This is a genomic window from Paraburkholderia sp. C35 (assembly GCF_003121405.1).
Classification (GTDB): domain Bacteria; phylum Pseudomonadota; class Gammaproteobacteria; order Burkholderiales; family Burkholderiaceae; genus Paraburkholderia.
The window spans coordinates 69,742-96,705 of the sequence record NZ_QBUY01000023.1; the positions used below are offsets into that span (position 1 = coordinate 69,742).

Here is a 26,964-nt window from a genome sequence, read left to right on the forward strand (position 1 = left end):
CATAACAAATCGCCTAGAAGACCGTATAGCAAGGATTGATGGGTGCCACGCGCCCAAGCGTCAAATCGTCAGGATACCACCAGGATACCGAGGAAACGGGGCAAACCGGGAGGGTCGCTCCTCTTTCGCGCGCTGACCGGTTTCCGAGGCACCGGGGATCGTCGTACCATTCGTTCTGACGAAACCCTCCTGCCGCACGCCATGCCGATCGTTAAGAAATCCTCCCTCCATCACCCGCTCTCGCTGAGCGACATCGATCGCATCATCATCGCGCACATCGGCAACCCCGAGATCCTGTCCGATATGGTCCAGATCACCCCTGCGCAACTGGACCTCGTGTGCCAGCGCAAAACGAAGACCCAGGAGTCGGACCGAGCGCTTGGGAACGGACCCAAAGCCCACACCTACGGTCCACGAGGGGAGACGCGCTACTTCGTCGGCGAGGTGCGAAAGTATTTGGCAACGCTCATCCCGCGGAACAACACGGCGGAAGCGGTTCTCGCGGCTTCAGACGACCTCGCGGTGCTCATGCGCTTCGACGATTTCCTCGTCCATGCCGGTCCGAACGACCAGTGGCCCTTCATCGTCCACGACGGGGTGCCGGTCGATTTCTTCAAGTCCCTTGAGATGGAGCCCGACGAACTGTCGGACGAGGACACCGCGGCGATCCTGACGCTGGACGACTACCTGTCGAAGCGCCGGCAAGCCGCCTGGGCTCGCGAAGCCGCGCGGGAAGCCGTCGAGGTCCGTGCCTACGCGGACGCCGAGGTCCCGCAGGACCTGCCGTCCCTGAAAGACCTGAAACCGAACGGTGGTCGCCTCTGACCCATCGACGTTTCCCGGACGAAAAAAAGGCCCATCGCTGGGCCTTTTGCTTTCGGGGACGGGATTCCCGTCAGTGATGGGTGATCTGCCACATCGTCCAGAGCCACCAGACCTTGTGGAGGAACCACACCGCCAGGATCACGCCGCCCCAGCGCAGGGTGCTGGCTTTGAGTGACGAGCCACCCAGCCCCCACGACAGGGAAATGTCCGGCCGGAACGAGATCTGTCCGGGTGCCGTCGGGATCGTCAGCACGGTGTGCGCCTGATCGTCGAGCAGCACGCTGAAGCTTTTCCCCCACGCCCTCACCGAGCCCAAGCGCTCGGCGTAGATCGGCATCGTGCCGCCCGCTGCCAGCAGCCCGAACCCGCTACCGCCCCCGAACGACACGTTCACCGTGTAGCGCGATGGGTTCGTCGCCTCACCCCTGACGTCGTGATACTTCGTCGAAGACGTGTTTGCGGTGGTCTGGTACACGCCCTGGACGCCCTGGAGCGTCGTTGCGGAACCCTTGAGGACGGTGTACTCCTTTCGCACCCGCTTCCGGGCGTGGACACGCAACGACAGCGCCGCGATCACCGCCCCTGCCCACGTCACGCCGTCCTGGACCGCCGTCTCCGCACGCTGACGTGCGCCCGCGAGGTCCCGTCGTTCCAGCAGCGCCTTGATCTCCTTGAGGGACGCCGACGAGCGGGCGGCTAACGTGCGCGCCCGTTCCTTGGCGTCCGCCTCCCGCGCACTGCGTTCCGCGTCCGCCTGCCGCTGGTTCAACGTTTTGAGCGCCCGTTCATCGCCGGCCGCGATCGCGCGCTGCAACCATTCCTCCGCTTCGCTGGGTGTCCTTGCACGCATCTGTTCGTAGAGCGCGAGCATCGCCCGGGTGTCACCGATGTTCGCTGCCCGACGGTACCAGTCCAGCGCCGTCGTGCTGCTGCGGTCCACGCCGTCCCCGCGCAGGTAGCACGTCCCGACGTTGAACGCCGCCTTCGCGTCGCCGCCCTCCGCGAGCGGGAGCCATTGCTTGAAACCTGCGTACCAGTCCGGGGGCAATGCGTCGCCGACGAAGTACAACGCCCCCTCTTTGATCGCTTCGTCGATCTGTTGTTGAAAGCTCATAACGCGTCCTTTTTTGTTGAGCGGGGACGCGTCGGATGCTGTGCACCGCGCAAACCCTGCTTTTATTTCCAGTCCCTGTACCTAAACTGACACTGAACGTCAAGACATGACGTGTCGCCTCATTCTATTCCGAATCTGGCTGATTGACACTGCTCGTCGTTTATTGACGTTGCATGTGGGGTGGTCGTGGAAGCATCGGAAAACGTTCAGCGGTCGCGCAGATTGATCAGCAAGATCGGTCCACGCCTGGCTGAGCGCCGCAAACAAAAAGGGTGGACCCAAGCGGTCATGGCGGAGCGCATGGGGATCGCTGAAGCCAGCCTGTCGCGGCTGGAAAGCGGTCGGGTCACCCCGACGATCGAACGTTTGATCGCTTTTTGCGACCTGCTGGACCTCACGCTCGAAGAAGTGCTGCTGCAGGTCTCGGCGCACCCTTCCGACGAAGCGAACGCGCTCGTGCGCGCCATCGCCGACCTTTCGCCGACGCAACGCGCGCTGGTGCTCGCCAACGCCCACAACCTGGCGGACCTCCTCCGGTCGCAGGACCACGCTGGGTGACGTTGCACCGCCGGGCGTCCGCCCGGTGCTGGGTGCCGCGTCACCCTCCCCGACCGCTGCCCGGGTTACCCTAGTCCTTATGCACCCAGCAAGGGAGGAGGCACCATGTGTGGTCGATACGCCCGAGGACGCGGGGATCTCTTCTATATAGAGCCCCTGATGAGCGACGCGAACGATCCGCGCTGGAAAGGCCAGCCGGACCTGTTCCGCCCGAGTTGGAACGTCTCCCCCGGGACGAAGCAAGCCATCATCACGCCCGACGGACCACGCGTCGAGCCGTGGGGCTACCGGCCGGGCTGGGCGGTCGCCCGGAAGGTGCCGATGCTCATCAACGCACGCCTCGACAAGTCGTCCAGCAGCGCCTGGAAGTCGATGTTCACGCGCGGTCGCGTCCTGATTCCCGCCGACGGGTGGTACGAATGGCTCCCGGAGGGCGGGAAAAAGCAGCCCTACTTCATCCACTCGAAAGACGGTCCACCGATCTACTTCGCCGGGCTCACGAGCGCCAAGCCGGTGCCGAAGCACCCAGCGCCGGACGCCCCGCCCCCGGAATCCGGGACCGTGTACGGGTTCGTCATCGTCACCGCCCCGTCTGAAAGCGGGATGCTGGACGTGCACGACCGCCGCCCTCTCGTGCTGACGCTCGAGGAGGCTCGGATCTGGCTGGACCCGGAGACGACCTTCGACGAAGCGGTCCACCTCGCGAACACCGCTGGCAAGACCTCGGACGATTTCGCCTGGTACAAGGTCACCCAGCAGGTCAACAAGAGCGGCGCCGGCAACGACAGCCCGTCGTTCGTCGAGCCGGCCGAAGCGTGACCCCTTACGCGTAGCGGCGGTCAAGGTGGTCCGCCTGCTGCTGCGTGAGCCGGACCGCCAGCGGGGCGATCTGCACGTCCAGCCCGTTGCGTCGCAAGCGCCGGGCGATCCTCTGCGCCACCCGACGCGGGACCAGCCGGCATTTGTAGCCGACAGCGGTGCCGATGACGTGGTCCGGCTGGTAGTAGCGAACCGAGTAAAGCGTGCGCTCTTTCATGGTGCTCTTCTTCATCGCCCTGCTCCTGGATGTGGTGGGTGACGCTGGGTGGTGGAGCACCCAGCGATGGGCTCAGACGTGCCCGCGTGCCGTGCGCCGGGCGAGACGGTCGAGCGCGCCCGCCGGGCTTTCGACCAGGTAGTCCCGCGCCAGCCCCGCCATCACGCTGCGCGGCTCGGTGTCCGTGGCGCCGAACCCGTCGACCGCGTCCGCCCGCTTCTCCCATCCGTTGAGCGCATACGCGTGCGCCTCGTTGAGCGCCACCGGGTGCAGCCCGTTCATGAGCGCCCACGCTTGGGTGAGCGCGTCGCTCGCTGCCTGATTCAGCGTCTGCGCTGCCTCGTCCCGGCCGGGGTGGTTGTAAAGCTCCCATTCGTCGGCGCTGAGCGCGACAACGATCTTCGGAAGAAAGGTGATTTGCATGTGATCTCCGTGGTGGTGGTGATGCTGGGTGCCGCAGCACCCAAGGTCGTTCCGTTACGCGGTGGGCTTGAAGACCAGGACGAAGAACGCCTCGCCGTTCGGAGCGTCTGGGGAAAAGCCGAAGAACGCCTGCAGCCCCTGCCCTACGTCGATCGTCTCGCCCACCTGAATGCCCTGCACCCGTCCGATCGTCGTCAACGCCTGGTCGAGCGCTGGGTCCTTTTGCACCTCGGTCGTGACGAACACCGGGACGTCCACCCAATGCTTCTTGCTGATCGCCTGGTCGAGCCGTTGAACCTGTGATGCTTTTTGGTGAGCCGGGAAGTGGCTGGTGAAGTTCGCGAGGTCTTGTGCGTCGTTGCTCATGGATCCTTCTCCTTCGTGGTTGAGATGCTTTCTGGAGCCGCCGTGGACGCAAAAGAGTCCCGGACGATCAGGCCGTGGGCCAGGGACGGACCGAAAGCCGCACGCGCCGGACGACGAAGGAGGACGGGGAACGGGTGAAGGAAACGGGCGCCGCGCGCGCAACCTTGCCCACGGGCAGGACGGGACTATGCGTCGGTTGAACGGCGGTTCAGGAAGCGAGCACGGGTTGAACGAAGGACATGGAGCAACGACGCGCGCGGGTAAGACCTCGCGCCCTGAGCGCCATAGGTGCTCGGGATTGGGAGCGTCAGCACCCAGCCTTTCTCGTCGCTTCTCGTCCCTCGCCCGCCACCATGCGCCGACGGCGAACGCGGGCGAGGGACCAGCGCGAAGCGCGCCGTTTAGGGTCTCAGGCGATGTGGTCTATCCCTCCGCCGGGATGGGGGAATGCCGTCGGCGGCTGTCACCTGTCAACGTTGACAGGGTGGTCTAGGGAAAACCCGGCGTGCTACATTCCGTGACCGGTTTTCGTCGGAGGAATGCGTAATGGGTTTTTCGTTCATTCGGGAAGGCGACACGACGTCCCATGGTGGGAAGGTCCTCGCGTGCACGTCCACGAACATCGTGCACGGCAAACCCCTCGCCCTGCTGGGCGACATGGTCTCGTGCCCGAAGTGCGGCGGCGTCTACCCCATCGTTGACGTCAAGAGTCTCGGGATGACGTTCGACGGTCGCCCGGTCGCCTCTGAAGGTGACAAAACCGCTTGCGGGGCGACGCTCATCGCCACGCAAAGCGTTGCCACGGCTTCGCCGACGAGCGGTGGTTCGGTGGGTAGCGGCAAGAGCGTGACGTCGCAGACGTCGCCCGAAACGCCTTACCGTGGTCGCTTCCAGGTGGTCGATGACGCGACCCGGGAGCCGTTGGCGAACCACCCCTACACGGTCAAAGCCTCGGACGGAACGGTCATTCAGGGCACGACGGACGCCAACGGCTACACCCAGTGGCACGACTCGACCCAAGCATCGTCGCTCACGTTCAGCCATTCCGGGAGCGAAAGCGCATGAGCGATTTCGGACCGGGCTCCGCAACGGGTGGCATGACCCCCGATGGCGAAACGACGCCCGTCGGCGCGAGGGTGCGGCTGTCGAAAAAGGACCGCGTGGTCCTGTGCCAGGTGCTTTGCAAGTGCAAAAAGATCGGGGTCGCGACGCGAAACGGTCGAATCCTTCGCCAGCGCTGCGTCCAGCAGCGGCTCGATTTCGCGAACGAGGTGTCGCGGCTGGAGACCGGTTCGCCGACGGAATACAAGCCCGAGCAAACCTACAATATGAAGACGAAACCGCCGGAGCCCGTGACGGACCCGGACGCCCCCTTGCGCCCGCATTCCGACATTCGGCAATGGATCGACGATTTCTGGCCGGGTGGTCGGAAGAAGTACAGGGCTGGACAAGGGAACCTGCGCCGTCCGGACGTGGTGATCGTGGACGATCCGTCGCAACCGCCGGTGCAGTCGAACATCCGGAAGGTCGTCGAGTTCAAGTATCCACCGGACGATTTTGGTCGCAACCAGCAACGGGACTACATCCGAATCGCGGGCTCGCGATCGAAGTACGCTTCGCTTGGCCCTGCGGAATGCGGTTGCGGTGACGACAAGGACAAGGACGGTCAGGAATCGACGCAGCGTCAGTCGAAGACCTCGAACTCGGACCTGGACGATCTTGCAGGCCAAAGTGGTGGCAATGGTGGAAACTTGCTCCCTGGTGGCGGTCTTCCGCCTCCGATGCCGGGCGGATCCCCGGGCGGAATCCTGCCTTGACCGCATGAGGAACGAAGAGACATGACTGATGAGCAGTTGAAAGCATGGGTGGCGGACCCTAAACGGGCGGACACGCTGCCGTTTGGCTTCTACGAACCGGCGTACCGGAAAGGCATCACGGGTGCCGCGCTGGTCGTGCGGGGCGTCGTCTACTTCCGCGATGGTCACACGCAGGCTGTCCGCGCCGCACTGGTGAAGTGCTTCGAGCAGTACAACGCGACGATCACAGAGTACAGCGAGGCGCTTGCCCGTGCGCTGAAGGAACAACCGCCGAAGGACGGTCCTCTGCGCTGGTTCTACCAGGAGGGCGAGCAGCCGATGCCGTTGGACAAAGCGCCAGGGCTCGCGGCACTGGCGACGTCGGTGCCGGCCGACGAAGCGCTGGTTGTGCAGATGACCAGTGCCGAGCATAAGCTCGCGACGGGTTTTTTTGAGTTCGCCGCCTTCACCGTCGCGGACTGGGACGTCACGCCCAAAGGCGGGCAGGACGTGCTTGATTTCACGGTGCCCCGAGCGTTCCTCGAACATCGTCCGGGCGTTTTTCAGGCGCTGTTCGTGGCGTTCTGCGAGGCGCTTCCGACCGTGCACGGTCACGCCGGCTTTGCCGTCAACCTCCCACCGATCGAGCGCGAGGCGAACGAGGCGACCGAGTATTCGTACGCCCGCCGCTACGGTCCGGGAATCGACGTCGGGGATCCGATGGGGGTGAGCACCGTCGATCTCGTCGGCAAGATCAAAACGGTCGATTGGCTCGTCGCCCTCGACGCCGACCTCGTGCGCGCCGCCGGAGGTCCGTCCGGATGGACGCTGCCGCCCGACTGGTTCGTCCGCCAGCCGTTGGGCGAAGGGGGTGTGGTTCTTCAAGCGGGTGCCTCGCCGCAGTCCGGCGTCTCCGCCGGTCCCGGCAAATCACCGCTGCCGCCGCCTGCGTACGTCCTGCTCAACGCAGCGCTGCGTCCGATCATCGCCACCGATATGGACGTCCTTCAAGGCGGCACGCTGGACAGCACCGCCCCGCTGCTGGATACGACGGTCGCCACGGAAGCCTGGCTGAAGCGCTTCGACCTACCGGACGACCAGGTGACAGCGCAATGGCGTGAGCTTCACGCGAGCCCGAAGGTGACGGACGGTAAAGCGGCCGTCGCCGCAAATCTCCATCGCCTGCGCAAGGCGATGGGTCTGCCCGCCGTGCCCGCGCCGTCGAACGGTTTCGGGTACGACGTCCCGACGCCCTGAGTGCCCTGCCCGCTGGGTGACGCATCACCCAGCGGAAGGATAGCTAGTTCTTCCAGATGTAGAGGAAGAACGCTTCGCGGGGCGCCGCGCCCGGGTTGTAGCCGAACAAGCACTCGATACCGGCTGCGATGACTACCGTCATCCCTGTTTCGATGCTCTCCGGTGCGTCGTTGAACCAGTCCAGCGCTTCTTCGATGTAGGGGCTTTCCGCTGCCTCACGGGTCACGTAGACCGGACCGCCGGTCAATCCGAAGCGGTCGCAGGTGTCGCTGTCGAGCCTCACCACTGCTGCTTTTTGTTGAGCCGGAATCGAGAAAGGGACGTCCTGGAACAGGACGGCTTGGGTCGTGATGCGTTGCTCGGTGCGGGTCATCGTTTCTCTCCTTTCAAGTGGGTTCTGCTTCCCGTTTTCGCCGTGACGTGTGAAAAGCCCTGCCCGGGAACCGGGGCCAGGCCGTCGCCGGATGCCGCACGCGGAGCGCAACGGAGTGAGCACAGAACGGGAGAGGACGACGAGCGCCAGCGATGCCTTGCCCCATAGGGGGACCGGGTTGGGCTACACGTCGGTCGGAAGGCGAAAGGGAGCAGTCACGCGAAAGGGATGGACCCGCACCGAGCGTGGGTAACGCGTCGCGATGCCGTGGACGTGGTCGTGCGTCGGATCCGGGTTCCGGGGGAACGCGGTGCGGGGGTCGGTGTAGAGCTTGCGGGGTAGGGTTGTGCGCGCTGCCGGTGGTGGTGCCTGGGTGCAACGAACCCCAACCCCCACCAGGACGCCCGCGCGTCCGGGCACTCCCGCTTGCGCCCGCCGCCACGGGAAAGCGGACCGCCTCGGTCCACGATCGAGGGGGAGCCCGCGTGCCATCACCGGAGGTGTTGCGCGGGTGGGGTTGAGTGCCCCGCGGCGACAGCCGCCCAGCCTTTTGGTGTTCAACGCGCTGGGTGCAGCGTCCCCCAGCGTTCCCGCTCGACCAGCCCATCATCGCCGGGGTGGGCGAGCGGACCGTCCCCGTCAAACCGTAGCGTGCGGGGACGCGATTTGGACCGGCGTGTGCCGGTCCCTGCTGGTTAGCTCGCGAGCCATTCCTCGTACGACTTGACCTTCCAGCCCAGCGCCTCCGCGTTGTCAGCGTAGATCCGATACTCCTGGTCGTTCGTTCCGCGCGCCTGCGTTTGCCAGTCCGCGCGCGGAAGCAGGCGCTGGTCGTCCTTCGCCACGCCGTTGATGTGCAGCACCGCGTCCCCGATGTCGCCTTCCTCGGCGATCAGTTCTGCGACGGCGTCCTGCTCGCTGCAACCGGTGCGGCGCATGACATGGGCGACGCTGTCTGTCGGGGCGTAGCGCTTCACGAGGTGGGTCGGGTGATTCATGGCGTTCTCCGTTCGGGTCAGGTGGATGGTCCAGCGGGGTGGCGTTGCACCCCGCCGGGGAAGCCTTACGCGCGATTCATCGCATCGCGTTGGCGACCTGCCATGACTTCGAGTTGGCGAGCGGCCGTCGAGCTTTCGTCAAAGACGGTCATCGGCCATCTGTAGCCCTCGTTCGCCGCCTTGCGTGCGGCCTTGCCGTGGTGCTTCTTGGCCGCGACTTCCTCGGCGGTCGTGCCGACGATCGCGGTGAAGAACTCCGGCGTGCCCTCTTGGGTCGTCGCCAGGACGAACACCCGGACCTTGATGTAGCCGTCGGTCGCGTTCGCCTTCGGTGCTTCCGGAGCCTTTTCCGGAGCGTTGCCCGTCGGTGCCGTGCCTGCGGTCGCGTCCGCGACGTCGGCGAAGGTTGCATCTGCTGCGTTGGTAGCGGTCGTCATGGCGTTGTCCTCCTTGGACGTGGGGTTGACGGTGTTGCCTGAAACTTGCTCGAGGGAAGCCTTGGAGCGCGGGGAACGACGCGGTTTGGCTTGTGCGCTGGAAGCGGTGGTGTCGGTGATGTGAGCCATGGTGTTTCTCCTTCTCAGTGGTGGGTGAAGTTCGTTTGCTCGTCGGAGCCGCCTTGACGCATAACGAGGACGGAACGGACACCATGGCCAGGGCATGACCGGATGCCGCATGCGCCGAACGCAGAGAGGGGAACGGGAGAGGATCAAGGTGTTCACACTGCGAAGCACCCTTGCCATACCTGGTGGACGGTCTGGCCTATGCGTCGGTCAAAAGGCGGACCGCCGAGCAACGAACGGTTTCACCCCACTGAGCCAGGGATCGCATCGCCACGTCTGGCACCACCGCCGACGGGCCGTGGCCGCCCGTCGATGCTCGGACGTGTGACGGTCGAGCGGTGTTGCCGCTGCTGTCTGGAGCGCCCGCTGGGTGCTCCATCACCCCGCTCGGAGCGACCGTTTGTCCCGGACGGTTCGAGCGACGTTTTCCCGATCCGGGGATCGGTGCTGTACCCCGCGGGTTCCGGACGGTTGAGCGTATGCAGCACCGACGTGGCGTCGATAGCGATCCAGGTCCGAATCGCCTGCCCGCGCCGTTCCGTGGTCAATGTGTGCTGGGTGGTGGCGCACCCCGCCGATGCGGGGCGCCCGGGTCACGCGCCTTGCGGACCGTTCTGCTCGCCCTGCTTCATCGCATCGAGTTCCGCCCGCATCCGGGCGCGCGCCTCGTTGTTGATGTCGTCCATGCGCTGAGCGATGAGCGACGTGTCGATCAAGGCTGCGAGCCTCTGGGTGTCGGCGTAGCTCCAGTCGTGCGCCATGCACAACACGCCTTTCAGCATCGAAAACTCGTGGTCGTTGCCCCGGAAGCCGTTGATCAACGTTTGCGTCCGGGCCGTGCGCGCGGTCTTGCGTGCCATGGTCGTTCTCCTGAGGTGGGGTGACGATGCACCCCGACGGGAGCGGGGCGCTGGAAGGTGGTGTGAATGGGGAAGGGTTAGGCGCCGGGGTCCTCCCGAATCGCGTGCTGGTTCAGTTCGACCAGTCGCTTCGCGATCAAGGTCGTGTCCACCGTCCTGTAGAACCGGAGACGGTCCGCGTCCGGCCATTTGTGCGCCATCGTCAGCACGCCCGCGAGCATTTGTGCTTCCGAAGCGGAACCGCGGAAGTCGTCGAGCATCGCCTGGGTGCGGGTGGTGCGAGCGTTCGTGCGTGCCATGGTCCTTCTCCTGATGTTGGGTGGTGTTGCACCCCGCTGGAGCGGGGCGCCGAGATGCTGCGAGATGGTTAGTGGGTGGTGACGTCGCGCGCCGCCCAGTGCTGCGCCTCGAGGTACTCGTTGTGTGCCTCACGGACCACGTCGTCGATCAGTTCGTCCGCGGTCGTGCGGATGTAAGCCGGGTCGGTGTCTTCGATGCCCCACAAGGCGTGCCCGTAGTCCGTCGCTACCTGGTCGTCCTGGTCCTCGTCCTCGCCGAGCAGGGTGACGATCACCCCGACGTAGTGCCACTGGTCGTTCGCCCAGCCACGCAGGTTCTCAAAATCGCGACGCACCGCTTCTGCGCGGATCTCGCCCGACGTCAATGGTTTGTTCGGGTCGCGGCCGGGAATGGTCACGGTCTCGGTCGAACGATGAAACTCCTGCATCAACCCGCCGTAGCGGTGCGTCACGGTCGCCTTGCCCACCGGACGACGGACGACGCGGGGCTTCGCCAGACGCTGGAGCAGTGCTGCCTTGTGCTCCTCGGTCAGCCCCCAGCCGTCTTGCTCTGCGATGCGATTCGCCTCCTGCACGTCGTAGAAGCGCTTGATCCCCCGATCGCTGCTCAACACGCGCTCGCCCGGTCGCTTGTCGCGGGTGGTCCAGTCGCTCACGGGACCGTGCCCGTCGTGCTCCTCCCAGGGTGCGCCGTGGTCGATGTCGTCCTGCACGTTGATGCGAACGCGGTAGGTACGTCCGTCGATCACCCATTCTTCGATGTCACCGTCGTCCACGCGGTTGTGCCGGAGGGTTGCTTGCGCTTGACCAACATGTGTCCGGTGGTGGGCCAGGGCCGTTGCGCTTTGGGTGAGGTGCTGTGCGTTCGAGGTCATGATCGTCGTCCTTTCGTCGTTGAAGATGTGTCCGGTGGAGCCGCCTGACGCATACAGAGCCCTGCCCGGAACGGGACAAGGGACCGGACGGAAGCCGCACGCGCGGACCGCAAGGGACGGGAACGGGTGATGGGACGGGGTGAAACGCACCCTTGGCCAGAACGTGATGGGTTGGGCTATGCGTCGGGAAAGGCGGCCCACGGACGCACGACGACGAAGGGCTGGAGATCGAACGCACGCGGGAGCATCGAGCCTCGGGGTGGCGTTGCACCTGACCTTGGTTGAAAGTGCTTTACAGCGTCCTCGAATCTTGAGAGGCTTACGCCATTCGAACCAGGAGAGCCGCATGGCCGCGACGAAGAAGACCACGACCGCCAAGGCGGTCAAACCGGTGGCGAAGAAAGCCGCACCGGCGAAGAAGGTGCCGGCAAAAAAAGCCGCACCTGTGAAAAAAGCAGCAGCGCCTGCTGCGAAGAAAGTCGCGCCCGCCAAGAAAGCCGCAGCGCCCAAGGTGCCGGCGACCAGCGGTGCGTCAAAGACCGTCTCGTTGAACGAGGGCTGGTATCAACGCGGGTTCAAGCCCGAGCCGTTCGTAACGCCCAGCCTGGCGCCCGCCGTGAACCGCGAGCCGGAAACCCGTGTCCACGGGTTCGTCATGGCGAAGGTGAAGGAGCGGTTCGAGCAGCGCGTCAAAGCCGCGTACAGCACGCAAGCGATCGTCCTGACCCAGCAGGTCCACGCGTGGCTGAAAGGGAAGGTGGACCTTGGGAAGGTCGCGGAAAGCCCCCGTCGCTCCGGGGTCGTCGGTGATGACCTCGCTCGTATCAGCGTGGACATCCCGACCGTGTTGCAGCGCAAGTTCAAAGCCGAGTGCGCCGAACGTGGTCTGACGGTCACGCAAGTGCTCGGTGCCCTGGTGAACGACTGGACCGCGCACTACAAGAACTACGTTTGACACCGCCTGAAGCGAAACGTGGGTGCCGCAGCACCCACGTTCGTTCCTGCTTCACCATCCCACCGCGCCTCATGCGGTGGGCTCCACGAACCGCTCGGACGCCTTCACGCCCGCCTTCGCGTGAACGTTGAGCCAGTTCATCCATGCGGGCGACGGTGCCGGCGTGCTGCGCGCCAGAGCGAACCGCTCGTCGATCGCCCGCAGAGCGTTCACCACCGCCGGGTCGTCCTCGAACACCCGGTCCCGTTCGTCCACCAGCCGCAGAACCATGCCCGACTTGAACGGGAACGCTACGGCTGCGTCCACGTTGAAGAGCGCGCCCAGGATCGCCTGCACCTCGAACGGGGTCTTCAGGTCGCCGCCGTGCTGACCGAAGTTCCAGGCGAGCACGTCCGCACTGTCCTCGCCGTCCGTGGACACGGTGGTTTCGAGGTGCAGGAAAAAGGTGCAGTTTTCCGGGTCCCATCCCATGAAGCCGTCGTTGAACCAGTCCTCGACGGTCCAGCCGTTCAGGTCCTTCGCCAGCGGGTTCAGTTGCGTTGCGCTCGGTTGCTCGAACACGAGCGACAGGTTGAAGCGTGACATCGTGATCTCCTCGGTCGGGTTGCGTTGATCTCTAGACTGGCAGACGCCCAGGAAAACTCAAGCGCTATATTTTTGCGACCCGTCGCCGGTTTCGCACCACAACGCCCGACGCTGGGTGCATCGTGATGCGCCCGTGCGTGCGCCACGTGTGTACGTACGTGAGAGCGCCCGTGGGGTGGTGCACCGGGATCGAGGATGGGGGCGCCCGGAGCGCGAGCCAACGTCAAAAGCAACGGGGCGCAAGCGCCCGGGCACCCCGCTCCCGCGCCGATCCTTCGGTGCCGGGTCGAGCGTGTCCGCCCCGACCTGAGCCCGCCGTCCATCGCCGGTGGCGTCCGCGGGTGCGTGCCCTTCGCTTCCGGGGTGTTTGCCGCAAGGACGTCGCACCGCTGAAACCCACGCCCCTCAAGCCTCTCCGGTTGTTGATGTTTTTTCACCAACGTCACACCAGGTGCAAAAGCAACTGTTGACGACGTCGTCTGAAGTACGGTTACATCCGTCCTGCACCACCTGCTGGGGAACGAAACACCCAGCCAGGGCCAACGAACAACGAACGCAGCGACCAACAAACGGAGCACCACATGAAGACGATCGTCATCGCCTGCCCGAAGGGCGGCACTGGCAAGAGCACCACCAGCCTCCACCTCGCGTACGGTCTGCACCACGCCGTGGACATCCCCGCCGGGATGCTCGACGCACACGCCAAGGTTCCGCTCTCCACCGATCACGCCCCTGTGACCGCGTTGCTCGACACCGACCCGCAGATGAGCGCCGCCGTCTGGTCGGACGCCTGCGCCGAAGGTCTCCTCGGTTTCCCGGTTCTCGCCAGCCCGCGTCCGAACGTGGACAAGGTCGTCGCTGCGATGAACGCACCGACGGACCAACTGGTGATCGACACCGCCGGCATGGCTGCGGAAAAGAACCCCGCCATGACGTCCGCCGTGCTGCTCGCGGATCTCGTCATCATCCCGGTGCAGGCGAGTGCGCTCGACACGTGGGCGCTGGAACAGTTCGCCACCATGATCCGCCACCGTCAGACCGTGACGGGTGGAGCGCTGCAAGCCGCCCTGCTGATCACGCAAGCCGCACCGCGCAGCCAACTCGTTGCCGCAGCGCGCCAGGAACTGGCAGAGGTCGTGGGGCTGCCCATCCTTGACACGGTGATCGGTCGCCGGAAAGCGTACGCCGAAGCCGCCGCCCGTGGTCGCACGGTCTTCCAGTTGCGCGACACCGCCGCTCAGGAGGAGATCGCCAGCCTGACCCGGGAAGTCCGCGCGCTGCTTCATCCGGTTGCGGTGCAGCCGTCGGCGGGTGATGCGCTGAAGCCCGGCAAGCCGGTGGACGATCTCCCGGTGATTCCGCGCTTCGTGCCGCCGAGCGTGTCGTCGCTTCACGCAGCGTGAGGGGTGCACGATGGCGACGTTGAAGTTTTCACGCCCCGTGCGCCGCGCACCGGTCGCCGTCGAGCCGGTGGCGCTCGTCGAACGACCGGGTCCGAAGCGCAAGCCGTCACCTGCGCAGTTGACCCGCAAACGTCACCACGTGTGGGTCACGGTCGAGGAGAAATCCGCCTTCACCCTCGCGTGCGCCATGGCGCACACGACGAAGCAAGCCGTCATGAACCTGCTCCTCGACGACTGGACCGCCGGTCGCCTCGCGCTCGACGTGCCCAAGGTCGCACCGACCGACGCGGACGGACCGTTGGACCGGATCATCCTGAACCGGTCGCCGGCCGACCTGCACGCTCAGAAGTTGAAAGCCGTCGAGGTGGGTGCTGCCATGTCGGACGTGACGCGCGCACTGGTGCGGCATTACATCGCCCGTCATGCGGACGCGGACGGACGCGATGGGTGACGCGTCACCCCCTCGAAGCATGGAACCCGAGAAAACGCCCGGTTGCCCGGGCGTTTTGCTTTACATGGAATGACGCTGCCGTTTCAGCGTCGGACCGCCCGGCTTGGGACCCTGCCCGTTCGGATCGGGCTTCGTGAGGGTCGGACCTTCGAGCTTCTGGTCCTTTTCCAGCGCGGTGGTCGGTGCCGGGGTCGGCGCCGCTTCCGCCTTCACCCGTGCGACGACCGGGAGCGGGAGCTTGCGCACCGGGTGCACCACCACCTCGGTGCCGACCGCCTGCGGAAGGTCGAACACGCTCTCCGCAGCCTTGCCCTGGTGCAGGTAGTCCACCTTCGCTTGCGTTGCCCGGGGCGCCCGTGCTCCGTTCACCGGCTCCGTCGTGTCCGCCGTCCGTTCCTGACCGGGGGTCCACTCACCGATGACCGGCCGCGGCGGATCTTTCGGATCGGGAACGCGACGGACCAGCGCCGGGTCCTCTTGCACCTGACGGTTTGCGAACTGCGCCCCGCCACGTTCGCGGTCGATCTGGTCGATCGCTGCGTGCCATTCCTCGGTTGCCCGCATGTGCTTCACCACCGTGCCTTCGAGCGTCACCACGGGCGGGGGCGCCTCCGCTTCCGCGCGCGCGATGACCTCGACCACCGCTGCGGTCGGTTCCGCCTTCGGAGGGAGTTGGGTCGCAAACCGCGGACGCGCCGGATCCTTCGGATCGGGCACGCGGAGGATCTTCGCCGGGTCCTCGTTCTCCTGCTGGTTCGCGAACTGCACGCCGCCCCGCTCCTGGTCGATCTTCTCGATCGCCGCATGCCACTCTTCCACGTCCTGGATGAACCTGCGGATCGGTTCGCCCCGTCCTTCGATGGGTGCCAGGCGTTGAGCCTGACGCTCGATGACCGCCGGCAGGTTCTTCATGAACGCGCTGACCTGCGTCTTCGTCGCGTCGTGCTCCCCGATCGCGGAGCGCAACGCGCGCTCCATCGCCTCGCGGTCCGCGTCCCGCTCCTGCCGGGACTGGAGTTCGACCTCACGCGCCTGGTCGATCGCGTTGCGACGGGCGTCATCCAGCCGTTCCGTGTAAGAACGCAGGTCCACGGGTTCCGATTCTGCGAACACCGGCTTTTCCGCAACGATCGCCACGTCCTGAGTGGTCAACTTCACGTTGATCTCCTCAAACTGCTTCGACAGCCCGCCGTGTCGCGCGCCATGCTCGTCAACGTAACCATGGATGGTTGCGTCGGCCGCGAACATCTTGTAGTCCACCTTGTGTCGGGTGTACGAGACCATCGCCATGTTGTTGTTGACCATGGTTGCACCGCGCTCGCCGATGAAGGCGTAGACGCTATCCACCCCTTGCCCCTGGGATTTGTGCGTGGTCATCGCGTAGTTGTACGAGAACGACTTGAACTCCGTCGTGTCCACGACGAGTTCGCGCCCGTTGCGATCTTCGATCTCGGACACGAGGCGCACGTTGAGCAAGTGCCCGGTGCCGTCCTCGTTCGCCGTGATGCCGGTGATGACGCCCCCGTCCCCGTTCACCACCTTCAGGTCGTCGTTACGCCGGCTGAAACGGATCCGGTCGTTGACCGCGAGGTCGAGGTTGCGGAACTTACCGTCCACGATCGCGCGCACGCTGTGGTCCTCGCCCTCGAGGAGTCCGTTCGCCTTGTAGCCGGCGCGGATCTGATGGTTGAGCCCTGCCACTTCCGCGCGGGTGCCCCCGAGCACGAGCTTCTGCTCGACCGCGCGTTCGTCGGCGAAGTACGCTTTCACCAGGTCACGCATTGCGTCCCTGTCGTTCTCGGCGGTCCGAATGTGGTCGTTCGCGACCATCTCCTTCATGATCTGCTGACCGTCGGGCTTACCGTCCGCGTTCTGCAAACCGTACCAGGTTCCGGCGAGGTCGCGGTTCTTCTGCTGCTTCTGGCGCATGATCTCGGTGAGCTTCGCATCGCCGATCGCATCAACGATCAAGCGCATCGGATTCGAAGCGGTGACCGGCACCAGTTGCCGGCAGTCGCCCAAGACGATGAGCTTTGCACCCGCGGCATCCACGTACTTCTGGATCTGCGCGAGGTGCATTCCTGCCATACCCCCCTCGTCGAACACGACGACGTGGTCTTTGGTCAGGCTGAGCTTCCCATTGTCCAGGTCACGGATGATCGCCATGCTCGACACCGATTCGATGCCCACGTCCTGCGCGAGCTTGTTGGAAGCCGCCCAGGCGGTGCTTACCCCGAGCAGCGTTTTTCCCGCGTCCTCGAGAGCCATCTTCGTCAACAGCATGCCCGAGGTCTTTCCTGCGCCCGCGTAGCCACTGCACACCGCCACGCCACCGCTTTCGCAGGCGAGGTAGCGCGCCGCCTCCAACTGTTCCTCGGACGGACGGTAACCCTTTTCCTTCACGAAGCGTTCCAGCGCCGCGTCGAGGTACGACGCGTCGATGCGCACGCTCGTGTCGCCCGCACGCGCGAGCGCTGCCTTGCCGATCGCCTCTTCGGCGAGCCGCATCTTCTCGGTGCTGAACCGGTGCTGTTGGTGATCGTCCCGACCGTAGTAGAGCACCTGCCCGGACGCGATGATCTGGTTCGTGTGCGCGATGATCTCCTCCGGCGACTTGATGCCACCGTACTCTTGCGACACCTGACGCAGCAGTTCGCCATGGGTGAAGAAGCTCTCCATCTCCAGGCATGCGTCCAGGATTTCCTCATCGCTGCGAGGCTGGTTCCCGGGCTCGGTCATGTTGGACTTGGCGTTGCTCAGTTCTGCACGGCTCTGGTACATATTCGGGAACTTGTCGCGCAGTTCCTCGAACTCCTTCGCCCACGCGATCTCCTGGTCGGGGAAGCTCAGTTCGTCCTTCGCCTTGCGCGTGGCGAGGTTTGCCGCCTGCCGACCTACCCCGGCGTTGTCCAGCATGTACTCCTCGATCTGTTCGGTGCGCTTGCTGAACTTGTCGCGTGCAAACTCCCCGACACCAGCGATACGGTAGTAGACCTCCCCCGTCTCGTATCCCTCGTCGTCGAGTTCGCGGACCCGGTCGATTTTCAGATCGCTGGTCTGCTGCATGCCCCATTGCACCGCCGCGCGGTAAAACGCACCGAGCCCGCGCTCGTTCTCCTTGAGCACCGCTGCGTCGATGCTGTTCCAGTGAATCGTGCCGTCCGGATCCACGGTCATGCCGATGTTATGAAGAACACAGTGCGAGTGCACGTCCGGATCCCCCTCACGCGAGGTCGCATGGCGGATGCGGCTGAACACGAGGCTCACATCGCCGCGGCGCTGATGACCGCCCGCCCCGAGCTTGACCTCCACCAAGGTCTCAAGGTGTTTGAGCGCCAACTCGACTGCCGCATCGTGGATGGCCAGAATGCGCTCCTTGTCCTCTGGCGACGTGGTGGGATCAGCGTAGACCACCGACAGGGACTTCTCCATCGAGAAGGTCAGATCCCATCCCGGACGGCGATCGTCACGACCCGCGTTCTGCGTGAGCGCGGTGCCCGACATCGGGTTGAACCCGTCGAAGAGCTTTTCGAAGTCGTTGAAGTTGACGGTGCCTTTCAGCCCCAGCGCTTCAGCCCCCTTGCCCATCCAGGCGGTTGGGGCATACATCACGCCGGTGAGCGCGTCCCGGTGGTACTCCACCGCCTCGAAATACTGACGGGCGGACATCCCGTTCTTGTTCTCACCCTTCGGGTTGAGCGGTTGCACGGTCAACATGGTCTTGGTCTCCTCTATAGAGTAGGGTGTTTTGCACCCATGTGTTCGACACAGCACCGCGTCCAGCGGCTCATCGTCCTACCAAACTAGCAAACCCAAGCGGTGGGTCAACGTTCCAGCCCTTGCCCGGGACGAAACGCAACGCCCGGCCGCATCCGGAGGATCCGGTCGCGCTCGCGGTCCTGCTCCTCCTGCATTTGTCGGGGGGTCTTTTCCGGGACAACGACCTCCTGGGTCACCGTCGGCGGCGTGACCGCGACCGTGCGCACGTCGCCAACGCTGTCGATGCGCGTCTCGATCTTTTGCGTCGGACCCTGCAAGCCTTCGGCAACTTCCAGCGCATCGAGCACAAACTTTGCGCCCGGGACGACGGCGTCCAGCGCCGCGTCGGTGGCGACCTTCAACAGCATGGAGTTGCCCTCGTCCTCTTCGCCCGGATCGATCCAGTCACCGTTCTGCTCCGCCGCACGCTGGTCCTCGACCGCCTGGATGACCGCCTGCTCGTATTCCGGGGACCCCGCCTGCGCCTCCGCCTCGATCGTGGCGGTCTCGGTCCGGGTCCGGGCGAGCGGGTTGCGCGCCAGTGCCTCGCGCAGCCGTGCCGCCTTGTCCGGGTCGATGCTGACGCCCTTCTTGTCCGGGTTGCCGACGGTGGTGACGACGATGGACGGACCGCCGCTCACCCCATCGCTTTCCGGAGGAGGCGGTTCGGTCGGTTCCTCGGGCTCCTCCGGTTCCTGCTCGTCCGGGTCCCCGTCCGGCCACGGGTTGTAATCCGACAGCGGTGCGGTCTCGCCGCCGGTCATCCACGACGCCAGTTCGTACGGTGCCTTGTCGGAGGGCGCCCGGGGAACCTTGTCCGACGATGCGAAGGGCCATTCCAGGTGGAAAAGTTTGTCGCCGAGCGGGAGCAGTGCCTTCACCCCGTTCGACTGTGGACCCATGTTGTCCGAGGACGAGAGGAAGTTGGATTCGAGCACCGGCTCGTCGCGGAACGTCGGCTCGTCGTCGTCCGGGCGCTTCACCCGCATCTTCTTCGTGCCAAACGTCGCCGCGATCTCGCTCGCGTCCTGGTTGTTCGCCGCCATGCCGATGATGCGCAGCCCCAGGTTGCCCAGGATCGACTTCAAACCGTTCTCCCCGAACAGTTCGATCATCGCCGCCTCGGTCTGCGTCGCAATGATGTGCTTGTAGCCCTTCGAGCGACCACGGGCCAGCGCGCTCTCGATGCTGTCCTTGATGCCCTTGCCAAGCGCTGCGAACTCGTCGAGGAACACGGTCAGGTTGCGTCCCGTCCCGTCGCTGGGGTTGTCCGGGAGCGCCAGCACCGCTTCCGTGAGGAAGGCGTGCATCGCCGTGATGTACCCGCGGGACATCTCCTTGTAGCGCTCGTTCGAGCGCAGGATCAGGACACGGGGACCTTTGTAGTTCTTGTCGCCCATGCCGTTGACGAAGTCCAGCAGCGAAATCCGCTTGCGCGGTTTCTGACCGGGAGCCGCATCGCCCCAGGCGTTGCCGATGTTCACGAGCGGTTTCGAGAAGACCCGGAAGGTCGTCTCGAAACTCTGCACCGCCGTGTTCGTGTCGTAGTTCTTGTAGACCTGAGCCGCGATCGGGTCGTAGGCTTTCGCCAGTTCGACGATCTTCGGGAGGTCGTAGGTCGAGAGCCGAAACGCCAGGTGACCTGCGTGCCACGGCACCGGAGCCCGAGGAGCATTCTCCGTGAACGGCGTACCTGCCAGCCGCGCTTCCTCCTTGCGAGCCTCCCACGCCGCCATCCGCAGCGCGTGCTTTTTCAGCGCGGCGTTGTACTCGTTGATGAGCGAAAGCTCGATCACCGCGAAGCCCAGCCGACCGCCCTGGTGCCAGATGGGGTTGCCGTCGCCCGCGAGCACCCAGCGCTCCGCGTGCTGGTCAGCGTCCGCCGCATACCGGTGATCGCGTCCGAGATCCCAACCGTGGTCGGTGTCGCAGAACATCGAGATCACCGCCACGCGGTTCTTCCCATGCTTCATGCGCTTTGCCATCTGCTGGAACACGTACGTCAGGTCACCTTTGACGTCGAGCACGACGAGGAACTGCTTGCCGCGCATTGCGGAATAGAACGCGTGCGCGAGCATTGCTGTTTTCCCCGCACCTGCGCTGCCCAAGATCAGCATCGACCGGGACAGCGCGCGCTCGCAGAAGTCCGGGAGCAAGGGGTGAATCGTGAGCAAGCCCTTCCGACCGAGCCCCTTCACCGAAAGCGGGAGCCCGCGTTCACGCCACCAACGATGCCGGTCGGTCTCCGTCCGACCGTTGAGCTTGTCCACTGCCTTCACCGCCTCGGGGAGGGCAGTGGGTCCGGTGATGAACTGGACGCCGCCGACCTGCTCTTCGTAGACGTGACGCTTCGTCAACTTGCGCACGACCCATCGCGCAACGCCAGCCGCCGGGATCGCGCTGATCAGCGCCTTACCCTTGATGAGCATCCAGGGCATCAGGTCCAGCGCGTTCTGGTACGCCGCCACATCCGCGGCGAAGGGATGCTTGTGACGCAGCCAGAGATCCGCCATCCCTTCGAACCAGTATTTCGAGTGTTCCAGAAGCCCCATGTTGCTGGTCCCGCCGAGCCACCCCGTGTCGCCAGCCAGGTGCCAGAGCCCGACCATGCTCGCGCTCCAGGTCGCCACGCCGGCAAGCCCGGCCGTGATCATGGGAACGCCGTACAAGAAGTACGGTTGGTCGTTGTCGAGGTTCTTGGGGGGAGCGAAGGCGAAATACTTCGGAGGCTTGGGGCTGGCCATGATGTCCTCGGTGGCGCAGTTTGTGGGAATCCACGGTAGCAAGCCCAGGGCGTTACGCAAGCGGGTGGGGACGGATCAGAGTGCGATGCACCTGGTCGTTGCTCGAAACGAGGTGGAGGGGTGATGCGGTGGAGCGGGTGCCAACCCCGGAACCGATCACAACCGGATGGGAGCCTTCGGCTCCGGGCGACCCGCTGACGCCTGTGACCCGGAAGGATGGAGCCCGGCGAGGTGCGCGAGCGGGGTTCCGGGGAAAGTGCCCGCCGCCCAGGCGGGGTTTCCGAAGGGACGTGTCAGCCGATGACCATGGCGGTGAGAATCCCGATCGCCAGCACGAGGATGCCGAGCGAAAGCGGGTCCACCGTGCCGCTCACCGCCAGGGTGAAACGCATCCGGCGGTCGTCCTGCTTGCGAACACGCCGAACCGGCGTTGGTGCGAGCGCGCGGAGCGGGATCGCCGGAACGTCCACCGTCACCGGCTCGGGTTGCTGAATCGGGACCACCGCGCCCGCCGCGCGGTGCGAGTCCACGTCCATCCGTCGCGCCAGGTCCATCAGGAACGGTGTGAGGTCGTCGTAGCCGAGATCGTCGGCGTTGCCCTCACCCGTGCGGGTCGTCGTTGTGCTCATGGCTCGTCTCCGTAACTTTTTTTGGTCAGGCGCCACGCTGAGCGCGACGTGCTGCCTGAGCGTGAATGTCGCTGACGGTCTGCGGCGGCGTTTCTTCGGCGGGGGCTTCGGGTCCGTTCACCAGCGCGCTCACGTAGTTGTACACGTCGGCGCGCAACGCTTCGCTGGATGCCCGGATGACGTCGAGCCTCTGCATCACCAGCGTCTGGATGGCGTTGATCCCTTCCTTGATCTGCGCCTCGTTGCGTGCGCTCATGCGCCGCTCCATGGCGATGAGGACCGGTTCGAACGCCTCCGCCAGTGCGGCAGGGCTCACGCTCGCCTGTGCCGCGCCGCGGATCTCGATCAGCCCTTGGTCTAGCATCGCCCGGTTGCTGCTGGCGACCTCGCGTGCGAGATCGACGATCCCGTTCTGCGCCTGCTCGATCACCGGGCGCACCCCATCGCGCACGATGTTGCCGAACTCCGACGCCTTGATCGTCACGTCGCGTCGCCAAATATCGACGCTGGCGTAGCCTTCCGCCTTCGCCTGTGCCTCCTGCAACGCCTGCTCGCTCTTCGTGTAGCGCTGTGCGCCTACCTGGTCTCGCTTCTCCTGCTGTTGGACGGTGCCCATGGTCTCCTCCTGATTCGGTCGTGATGCCTGTACTGGTAGCAAACGGTGGCGAGAAGTCAACGGCGTTTACGCCGAAAGGTAAGCCCAGCATGGGCGCGCAGGGTTTTGACGTGGATTTTGTTGTACGCCGCGTTTACGACGCGCCCCGCGAGGGGCAAGGCTTGCGGCGGCTTTTCAGGGGTCTGACGTAAACCACCAACGGTGGGACAGGTCTGTGGTTGCTGGGGGGTGGATAGCTCCGCTTTTCGACGACATCCGAGTTTTTCCGATGACGACGGGAGCAAATCCGACCACCAGCGACAGCCTCGGTTTTCGCTTCGAGTCCCCCCGTCTTTCGCATCCCACCGGGTGCGTCCCCCTGTCCGTTTCACGATCGCATAGCTCTTCTGCGGGAGTGACAGGACTGACCGGGTGAGCACGCTTGCGGAGCCACGCTGTCATCGCGCGCAGCGCCAGGTGGTCCCGCTTCTACGCCTTGCTGGTCCGCCCTTGCTTTGCGCATCGACGGTAGACCTCGCTCGCGCAGCGGGTGGGTCCTCCGTCGATGCGTGCCGTTGCCATGCCGGAGCGCGTCAGCGATGGAGCCACCCTCCACCGCGCAGCGGTCCGGTCCCGCCGTGGTTGTTCGTGGTGCACCGAATCCCGCGCGCCCAGCGCCCGGTGCAACACCCCAGCGCGCAGCGCCTGGTCCCGCCGTTGCCTGTACGTGTACAGCGCCCCCGGCGAATGGACACGCCCGCCTTTCCCCCGTCCCGGTGTACCGCCGTTGCCGTTCCGCCGTTTTCGCATCCCCCCCATCGCCAGCGCTCCTGGCGAGCCGCTTCCTCCCGTTTTGCCGTATGACGCCAGCATGGTGGTGTACATCCCTCCCTGCGCGCCCGCGCGCTGCTGCTCCCGGTTCCCGGGTTGTTTGACCGTATGACAGATCAATGTCGAACGTACATCCTGGTCCTGCCTCGCCACGCTCCGCGCCCCGGTGTCCCGTGCTTTTTGCCGTATGACATTTGCATCCTCAAAACTTGCACGGCGGTTCCCGTTTGCTAGTGTGGGTGCATCGGGTGCAATGCACCCCACGATAAAAGGAGGAACGCCATGCCCAGTGTTTTCGCCCGTCCGACCCAGCGTCGGGTGCCCGTGTACGACGAGTTCGACCTGGAGGAGCAGGACGACGCCCAGGTCGAGCAGCCCGAGCCGGTGGAGGTCGAACCCGTCCCGTCGTTGCGCGAAGCCTTCCTTGCTGCTGTGAACGCACGTCTCGCGGTGGTGCCCCGCGTTCCGCAAAAGCGGTGGGTCCGCGCACGCGTGAAAAGCAACACCGCTGGGACGTGCATGTATTGCGCCCGCCCGGTGTCAGAAGGTGACGTTGAGCTTGGTCGCGCGTTCATCGACTTCCTGATCCCGGAGAGCGCTGGTGGAACGCGGATCGTCGAGAACATGGTGGTGGCATGTACGACCTGCTACGCCGAAAAGGGGAACCGGGACTGGCTCTCCTTCGGTCGAGCCGTTCAGCCTGCAGCGCTGACGAAGAACCGTCGCGAAGCCCTTCGCTACGCCGACAACCACGTGCTGCCCCTGACGGTGAAGGGGACGCGTGCTGCTGAGCGTGTGTTCGCCCGCCGTTGGGAAAGCCCGCGCTTCGTCACCTTCGCTGGGGTGTTCCGGACCGGTGGCGTCTTCGCCTGGGACACCCGGACGGTTTCACCCGGACGCAGCGGGGAGGTGACGCTCTCGCTGCGCATGGGGTTCGGTGGGAAGGTGTCGAACGATGGGGAGCATCTGCTGGTCGTCGAGGTGCCCCGCGATGCCTTTCACGCCGCCGCGTGGATGCTGATCGAGGAAAACGTCCTGCTGCGCCGTGTGGACCTGACCGGACCGGCTGCGGTCGCATACCGTCCGTTCAGCCCGACCCTGGACGCGGAACATCAGGAACGCTGGTGGGTGACGCTCCCGGGTCGCCGTTGGGAGCAAGAAGCTCGCCGTGTTGCCCAATGGTCGAAAGACGCTTTGCCGTTGCAGCGCGACATGGAGCGCGACGAACTGGTGCGCGCCGCGCTTGCTCCGGTCCGTCAGGGGTTTGTGCAAGCGAGCGCGTCCATTGCTGCCATCTTCCGGGAGGTCGTGTGATGCGAAACAAGACCTCCCATACCGTCGAACGCCTGTCGCTCCCGGAGAATCCCCACGTCGTCCGGTGGTTGCGCCCGTTGCTTCACCAGCAACTGGGGCGTTCGGACGTGTTTGTGCCGGATTGGGTGTCCGCCGACGTGGTGCGCGCGTCGCCGCTGCCCGCCCGACGCCGGGTCGCCTCTGTTCAAGGCGCACCAGTCTGTAAGCCAGTGGTGCCGCCGGTCGGTCCGACTTGCGCGTTCTACTTCACCGTGCCGTCCGAATACTGGTCGGTGCTCTGCGTTGCCGGTTCCGCCATGACCGAGGCGGACCGTGATGCCCGGGTGAAGATGCTGGAGAAGCAGCATGCCCGGGCGACGAGCAAGGAGGCGAAGCACAGCGCAGCCATTGCGTTTCGCACGCTGAATCGCCACGTGCGTCGGGGGCTGGTGCCGCACGCCGAACTGCAGGCGCAACGCGAGGTGTTCCGCGACGAAAGCAGCACCCGTGAGGCGTGGGGGAAGTTCCGTGTCTACCGGTCGAACCCGTCGAACATCGACGAGCTTGCGGAGCGGTTCGAGCAGATGGGGTACGTCGTTGTTCCGATCTTGCCCGCCTTTTCATGGCGCGACGTCGAGTTCCCCCACGACGACGAGCGCTACCGGGTTCCGATGGTCCACGCGCAGACCCGCGCCCCGTGCCCCTGGTCGAAGCGTTCGCTGTCCCGCCGTTTGTATTGCCGAGGTTGAACCGGGTGTCCAACGGGGCGGTGGGTCCTTCTCCCTGCCCCGTTCCCGCTTCGCATCATGCCTTCGGCGCTGTTGCCGTTGATCGCCTGGGAGCGCAGCGCCCCAGGTTGCGTGTTCGCTAGTTTCGGGGTGGTGGGTCATGGGATCGAGCAAAACGATCCTGTTTTTCAAACCGACCGACCAGAGCCGTATCGTGGGGGTGCGGGGCGCAGCCCCGCGAGCCCACGCGATAGTGGGACGACGAGGGTTCTCCGTCTCCTGCTGAGCCACCGCGCCCTCCGCGGTGCTGCCTCCCCGGTGATTTCGACCAGCCCTTCCAACGCCACACCGCCCATCGCCTGATCCCTATAACCCCGGTCATCCCGTTTTTCGGTCGATCTTTGTTTTTCGATGCCTGACCCAATGCTGCTTCGCGCTCGTCACCGGTGTTCGATCCGCTGACCTTCGCTTGCCCCATCTGATCCGTCCTCGTCCTGCCATCCTTCGTCGTCGTGTCAGCCCACCCCTGAACGACGCCAAAAAAGGAAAGCGGGATCGTGTGATCCCGCTTTTTCCTTGTCTCCATCGCGCGCTGGTCTTTGCAGCGCTTCCTGGTCTCCCCTTCACCCGGTCGATGTTCTGCTGGGTGTTTTGTTCTTCCTACGCTGCACCGTCGATCGCGATGCTCCTTCTCCTCGTTGCTCCCCGGTCATTGCCGGGTCTGCTTTTGTCACCGTCTGCGCGGTGTTCTCCTCCTCCACGCCTCGTGGCGTTGTCCTCCCCTGCCGGGGTTGTTCTTACGCGGCTGCTTTCAGCGTGGCGAGCGCGGCGTAACCCTTTGCCGCGAGCAGGTCGCCTGCGGTGATGCCGTTGTTGTCGGCGATGGTCATGTCCGCTTTGCAAGCCATGAGGTTGCGCACGGCGTGGTCCTTGTTCACGTCGGTCGCACGGTCGATGGCGTAGTGCAGCGCGGTGCGGCCGGCGCGATTGCGTGCGTTGACGTCCGCACCGTAGCTCAGCAGGTCGTGCACCACCGCCCAACCGGCGTTCTTCGACGCGTTGATCAGCGGGGTGTCGCCGAGGTAGTCGGTCTTTGCGAGAAACGCACGACGTTCTGTGCGGGTCTTCGCTTTCAGCAGGCGGGAGATCTCAGTGAAGTTGCCGGTCACCAGAGCCATGAACAGCGGGTCGCCGTTGAGCGTCGAAGAGGTGAAGGTGAGGGTCGTCATGATGGTGCTCCGGGTGCCTGCGGGGTGGTGTGTTGCGCTGCCTACACATTCAATATGACTCTAGAGCGGAGGTCGCACAAGAGCTTCGTGCGATTATTTTTCACTTTTTTTGCACGACTTTGTAACAGGGTGTGAAGCACCTGAGTGCGGTCTGATTGAGCGATGGAAGGGATGGAAGGGGTCGCACGGACGTACGGAACGACGGGTTGGACCCGGACCGTGGAGGTCGTGATGCGTCAGGTTGAAGCGCACCTGGAGGGTGGAGCCCGCCTTCGATCGCCGGTGGCGTGCGCGGGTGAAGTGCCCGGAGCGTCAGCGACCCAGGGTGGGGTTGGGTGCTGTCTCTTATTCAGATCTCCGACCCCACGAGACGGACTCGAATCTCGGAAGCGGGCTTCGGCTTGCATCTAAACAGGGGG

27 protein-coding genes are annotated in these 26,964 nt (G+C 65.0%); 11 read left to right on the forward strand and 16 right to left on the reverse strand.

Annotation, left to right across the window (positions count from 1 at the left end; translation table 11 throughout):
* Positions 1 to 201 precede the first annotated feature (201 nt).
* Positions 202 to 825 (forward strand): hypothetical protein, encoded by a 624-nt coding sequence (locus DK391_RS16545; RefSeq protein ID WP_109479051.1) that lies wholly within the window; start codon positions 202 to 204, stop codon positions 823 to 825.
* Positions 826 to 895: 70 nt separating this feature from the next.
* Here DK391_RS16545 and DK391_RS16550 read toward each other — a convergent pair whose 3' ends face one another.
* Positions 896 to 1,939: an SEL1-like repeat protein gene (locus DK391_RS16550; RefSeq protein WP_109479052.1), complete on the reverse strand. Its 1,044-nt coding sequence runs from the start codon at positions 1,937 to 1,939 to the stop codon at positions 896 to 898.
* A gap of 186 nt (positions 1,940 to 2,125) precedes the next feature.
* Between DK391_RS16550 and DK391_RS16555 the strand changes: the two genes are divergently transcribed.
* Both DK391_RS16555 and DK391_RS16560 read left to right on the forward strand, forming a co-directional pair.
* Positions 2,126 to 2,497, forward strand: coding sequence for a helix-turn-helix transcriptional regulator (locus tag DK391_RS16555; protein WP_162600818.1), 372 nt, complete (start codon positions 2,126 to 2,128; stop codon positions 2,495 to 2,497).
* Positions 2,498 to 2,602: 105 nt separating this feature from the next.
* Positions 2,603 to 3,316, forward strand: coding sequence for an SOS response-associated peptidase (locus tag DK391_RS16560; RefSeq protein ID WP_109479054.1), 714 nt, complete (start codon positions 2,603 to 2,605; stop codon positions 3,314 to 3,316).
* Between the two features lie 4 nt (positions 3,317 to 3,320).
* Here the strand turns inward: DK391_RS16560 and DK391_RS16565 are convergent, their stop codons facing one another.
* The 3 genes from DK391_RS16565 to DK391_RS16575 are packed head-to-tail and all read right to left on the reverse strand — an operon-like array spanning position 3,321 to position 4,322.
* Positions 3,321 to 3,548, reverse strand: a complete 228-nt coding sequence (locus DK391_RS16565) for a hypothetical protein (protein ID WP_109479055.1) — start codon at positions 3,546 to 3,548, stop codon at positions 3,321 to 3,323.
* Between the two features lie 57 nt (positions 3,549 to 3,605).
* Positions 3,606 to 3,956, reverse strand: coding sequence for a hypothetical protein (locus DK391_RS16570; RefSeq protein ID WP_109479056.1), 351 nt, complete (start codon positions 3,954 to 3,956; stop codon positions 3,606 to 3,608).
* A 54-nt stretch (positions 3,957 to 4,010) separates the two neighbouring features.
* The gene (locus DK391_RS16575; protein ID WP_109479057.1) at positions 4,011 to 4,322 is read right to left on the reverse strand and encodes a hypothetical protein; all 312 of its coding nucleotides are present in this window, start codon (positions 4,320 to 4,322) and stop codon (positions 4,011 to 4,013) included.
* Between the two features lie 546 nt (positions 4,323 to 4,868).
* Between DK391_RS16575 and DK391_RS16580 the strand changes: the two genes are divergently transcribed.
* Genes DK391_RS16580 through DK391_RS16590 form a run of 3 tightly spaced genes read left to right on the forward strand, consistent with a single transcriptional unit; the run spans position 4,869 to position 7,375 of the window.
* Entirely contained in the window at positions 4,869 to 5,387 is a 519-nt protein-coding gene (locus DK391_RS16580; RefSeq protein ID WP_109479058.1) for a PAAR domain-containing protein, read from the forward strand.
* Positions 5,384 to 6,139: a VRR-NUC domain-containing protein gene (locus tag DK391_RS16585; protein WP_109479059.1), complete on the forward strand. Its 756-nt coding sequence runs from the start codon at positions 5,384 to 5,386 to the stop codon at positions 6,137 to 6,139. Before DK391_RS16580 ends, DK391_RS16585 begins: the two co-directional genes overlap by 4 nt.
* Positions 6,140 to 6,160: 21 nt before the next feature.
* On the forward strand, positions 6,161 to 7,375 hold the full coding sequence (locus tag DK391_RS16590) for a DUF3396 domain-containing protein (protein ID WP_109479060.1): 1,215 nt from the start codon (positions 6,161 to 6,163) through the stop codon (positions 7,373 to 7,375).
* Between the two features lie 43 nt (positions 7,376 to 7,418).
* Here the strand turns inward: DK391_RS16590 and DK391_RS16595 are convergent, their stop codons facing one another.
* From DK391_RS16595 to DK391_RS16620, 6 genes are all read right to left on the reverse strand, one after another.
* Complete coding sequence (locus DK391_RS16595; RefSeq protein ID WP_109479061.1) at positions 7,419 to 7,748, reverse strand: hypothetical protein; 330 nt, start codon at positions 7,746 to 7,748, stop codon at positions 7,419 to 7,421.
* Between the two features lie 695 nt (positions 7,749 to 8,443).
* Positions 8,444 to 8,746, reverse strand: a complete 303-nt coding sequence (locus tag DK391_RS16600) for a hypothetical protein (protein WP_109479062.1) — start codon at positions 8,744 to 8,746, stop codon at positions 8,444 to 8,446.
* Positions 8,747 to 8,811: 65 nt separating this feature from the next.
* On the reverse strand, positions 8,812 to 9,312 hold the full coding sequence (locus tag DK391_RS16605) for a hypothetical protein (RefSeq protein WP_162600819.1): 501 nt from the start codon (positions 9,310 to 9,312) through the stop codon (positions 8,812 to 8,814).
* Positions 9,313 to 9,902: 590 nt separating this feature from the next.
* Positions 9,903 to 10,169 (reverse strand): hypothetical protein, encoded by a 267-nt coding sequence (locus DK391_RS16610; RefSeq protein ID WP_109479064.1) that lies wholly within the window; start codon positions 10,167 to 10,169, stop codon positions 9,903 to 9,905.
* A 77-nt stretch (positions 10,170 to 10,246) separates the two neighbouring features.
* Positions 10,247 to 10,468 carry a hypothetical protein gene (locus DK391_RS16615; protein ID WP_109479065.1) on the reverse strand — a complete coding sequence of 74 codons (222 nt, stop codon included), beginning with the start codon at positions 10,466 to 10,468 and terminating at the stop codon, positions 10,247 to 10,249.
* A gap of 68 nt (positions 10,469 to 10,536) precedes the next feature.
* On the reverse strand, positions 10,537 to 11,343 hold the full coding sequence (locus DK391_RS16620; RefSeq protein WP_239482854.1) for a hypothetical protein: 807 nt from the start codon (positions 11,341 to 11,343) through the stop codon (positions 10,537 to 10,539).
* 346 nt (positions 11,344 to 11,689) lie between these two features.
* Here DK391_RS16620 and DK391_RS16625 point away from each other — a divergent pair, with 346 nt between their 5' ends.
* A complete protein-coding gene (locus DK391_RS16625) occupies positions 11,690 to 12,298 on the forward strand; it encodes a plasmid partition protein ParG (protein ID WP_109479067.1) in 609 nt (202 codons plus the stop codon).
* Positions 12,299 to 12,367: 69 nt separating this feature from the next.
* Here the strand turns inward: DK391_RS16625 and DK391_RS16630 are convergent, their stop codons facing one another.
* The gene (locus DK391_RS16630; RefSeq protein ID WP_109479068.1) at positions 12,368 to 12,883 is read right to left on the reverse strand and encodes a hypothetical protein; all 516 of its coding nucleotides are present in this window, start codon (positions 12,881 to 12,883) and stop codon (positions 12,368 to 12,370) included.
* A 581-nt stretch (positions 12,884 to 13,464) separates the two neighbouring features.
* On the opposite strand from DK391_RS16630, the gene DK391_RS16635 reads away from it, so the two are divergent.
* Both DK391_RS16635 and DK391_RS16640 read left to right on the forward strand, forming a co-directional pair.
* Entirely contained in the window at positions 13,465 to 14,286 is an 822-nt protein-coding gene (locus tag DK391_RS16635; protein WP_109479069.1) for a cobyrinic acid a,c-diamide synthase, read from the forward strand.
* Between the two features lie 10 nt (positions 14,287 to 14,296).
* Positions 14,297 to 14,737, forward strand: coding sequence for a hypothetical protein (locus DK391_RS16640; RefSeq protein WP_109479070.1), 441 nt, complete (start codon positions 14,297 to 14,299; stop codon positions 14,735 to 14,737).
* Positions 14,738 to 14,797: 60 nt separating this feature from the next.
* On the opposite strand, the gene mobF is transcribed toward DK391_RS16640, so the two are convergent.
* The 4 genes from mobF to DK391_RS16660 form a co-directional block, all read right to left on the reverse strand.
* Complete coding sequence (gene mobF, locus DK391_RS16645; RefSeq protein WP_109479071.1) at positions 14,798 to 18,454, reverse strand: MobF family relaxase; 3,657 nt, start codon at positions 18,452 to 18,454, stop codon at positions 14,798 to 14,800.
* 107 nt (positions 18,455 to 18,561) lie between these two features.
* Positions 18,562 to 21,240, reverse strand: a complete 2,679-nt coding sequence (locus DK391_RS16650) for a type IV secretion system DNA-binding domain-containing protein (RefSeq protein WP_109479072.1) — start codon at positions 21,238 to 21,240, stop codon at positions 18,562 to 18,564.
* A gap of 293 nt (positions 21,241 to 21,533) precedes the next feature.
* Positions 21,534 to 21,869 (reverse strand): hypothetical protein, encoded by a 336-nt coding sequence (locus DK391_RS16655; RefSeq protein ID WP_109479073.1) that lies wholly within the window; start codon positions 21,867 to 21,869, stop codon positions 21,534 to 21,536.
* 25 nt (positions 21,870 to 21,894) lie between these two features.
* Positions 21,895 to 22,485, reverse strand: a complete 591-nt coding sequence (locus tag DK391_RS16660; protein ID WP_109479074.1) for a hypothetical protein — start codon at positions 22,483 to 22,485, stop codon at positions 21,895 to 21,897.
* A gap of 1,092 nt (positions 22,486 to 23,577) precedes the next feature.
* Between DK391_RS16660 and DK391_RS16665 the strand changes: the two genes are divergently transcribed.
* Positions 23,578 to 24,609 carry an HNH endonuclease gene (locus DK391_RS16665; protein ID WP_109479075.1) on the forward strand — a complete coding sequence of 344 codons (1,032 nt, stop codon included), beginning with the start codon at positions 23,578 to 23,580 and terminating at the stop codon, positions 24,607 to 24,609.
* Positions 24,609 to 25,337 (forward strand): hypothetical protein, encoded by a 729-nt coding sequence (locus tag DK391_RS16670; RefSeq protein WP_109479076.1) that lies wholly within the window; start codon positions 24,609 to 24,611, stop codon positions 25,335 to 25,337. Before DK391_RS16665 ends, DK391_RS16670 begins: the two co-directional genes overlap by 1 nt.
* Before the next feature lie 776 nt (positions 25,338 to 26,113).
* On the opposite strand, the gene DK391_RS16675 is transcribed toward DK391_RS16670, so the two are convergent.
* Entirely contained in the window at positions 26,114 to 26,545 is a 432-nt protein-coding gene (locus tag DK391_RS16675; RefSeq protein WP_109479077.1) for an ankyrin repeat domain-containing protein, read from the reverse strand.
* Positions 26,546 to 26,964 lie beyond the last annotated feature (419 nt).

Coding starts and splice junctions, on each gene's coding strand:
- DK391_RS16545 (WP_109479051.1), top strand. CDS start 202: ATGCCGATCGTTAAGAAATCCTCCCTCCATCACCCGCTCTCGCTGAGC.
- DK391_RS16550 (WP_109479052.1), bottom strand. CDS start 1,939: ATGAGCTTTCAACAACAGATCGACGAAGCGATCAAAGAGGGGGCGTTG.
- DK391_RS16560 (WP_109479054.1), top strand. CDS start 2,603: ATGTGTGGTCGATACGCCCGAGGACGCGGGGATCTCTTCTATATAGAG.
- DK391_RS16565 (WP_109479055.1), bottom strand. CDS start 3,548: ATGAAGAAGAGCACCATGAAAGAGCGCACGCTTTACTCGGTTCGCTAC.
- DK391_RS16570 (WP_109479056.1), bottom strand. CDS start 3,956: ATGCAAATCACCTTTCTTCCGAAGATCGTTGTCGCGCTCAGCGCCGAC.
- DK391_RS16575 (WP_109479057.1), bottom strand. CDS start 4,322: ATGAGCAACGACGCACAAGACCTCGCGAACTTCACCAGCCACTTCCCG.
- DK391_RS16580 (WP_109479058.1), top strand. CDS start 4,869: ATGGGTTTTTCGTTCATTCGGGAAGGCGACACGACGTCCCATGGTGGG.
- DK391_RS16585 (WP_109479059.1), top strand. CDS start 5,384: ATGAGCGATTTCGGACCGGGCTCCGCAACGGGTGGCATGACCCCCGAT.
- DK391_RS16590 (WP_109479060.1), top strand. CDS start 6,161: ATGACTGATGAGCAGTTGAAAGCATGGGTGGCGGACCCTAAACGGGCG.
- DK391_RS16595 (WP_109479061.1), bottom strand. CDS start 7,748: ATGACCCGCACCGAGCAACGCATCACGACCCAAGCCGTCCTGTTCCAG.
- DK391_RS16600 (WP_109479062.1), bottom strand. CDS start 8,746: ATGAATCACCCGACCCACCTCGTGAAGCGCTACGCCCCGACAGACAGC.
- DK391_RS16605 (WP_162600819.1), bottom strand. CDS start 9,312: ATGGCTCACATCACCGACACCACCGCTTCCAGCGCACAAGCCAAACCG.
- DK391_RS16610 (WP_109479064.1), bottom strand. CDS start 10,169: ATGGCACGCAAGACCGCGCGCACGGCCCGGACGCAAACGTTGATCAAC.
- DK391_RS16615 (WP_109479065.1), bottom strand. CDS start 10,468: ATGGCACGCACGAACGCTCGCACCACCCGCACCCAGGCGATGCTCGAC.
- DK391_RS16620 (WP_239482854.1), bottom strand. CDS start 11,343: ATGACCTCGAACGCACAGCACCTCACCCAAAGCGCAACGGCCCTGGCC.
- DK391_RS16625 (WP_109479067.1), top strand. CDS start 11,690: ATGGCCGCGACGAAGAAGACCACGACCGCCAAGGCGGTCAAACCGGTG.
- DK391_RS16630 (WP_109479068.1), bottom strand. CDS start 12,883: ATGTCACGCTTCAACCTGTCGCTCGTGTTCGAGCAACCGAGCGCAACG.
- DK391_RS16635 (WP_109479069.1), top strand. CDS start 13,465: ATGAAGACGATCGTCATCGCCTGCCCGAAGGGCGGCACTGGCAAGAGC.
- DK391_RS16640 (WP_109479070.1), top strand. CDS start 14,297: ATGGCGACGTTGAAGTTTTCACGCCCCGTGCGCCGCGCACCGGTCGCC.
- mobF (WP_109479071.1), bottom strand. CDS start 18,454: ATGTTGACCGTGCAACCGCTCAACCCGAAGGGTGAGAACAAGAACGGG.
- DK391_RS16650 (WP_109479072.1), bottom strand. CDS start 21,240: ATGGCCAGCCCCAAGCCTCCGAAGTATTTCGCCTTCGCTCCCCCCAAG.
- DK391_RS16655 (WP_109479073.1), bottom strand. CDS start 21,869: ATGAGCACAACGACGACCCGCACGGGTGAGGGCAACGCCGACGATCTC.
- DK391_RS16660 (WP_109479074.1), bottom strand. CDS start 22,485: ATGGGCACCGTCCAACAGCAGGAGAAGCGAGACCAGGTAGGCGCACAG.
- DK391_RS16665 (WP_109479075.1), top strand. CDS start 23,578: ATGCCCAGTGTTTTCGCCCGTCCGACCCAGCGTCGGGTGCCCGTGTAC.
- DK391_RS16670 (WP_109479076.1), top strand. CDS start 24,609: ATGCGAAACAAGACCTCCCATACCGTCGAACGCCTGTCGCTCCCGGAG.
- DK391_RS16675 (WP_109479077.1), bottom strand. CDS start 26,545: ATGACGACCCTCACCTTCACCTCTTCGACGCTCAACGGCGACCCGCTG.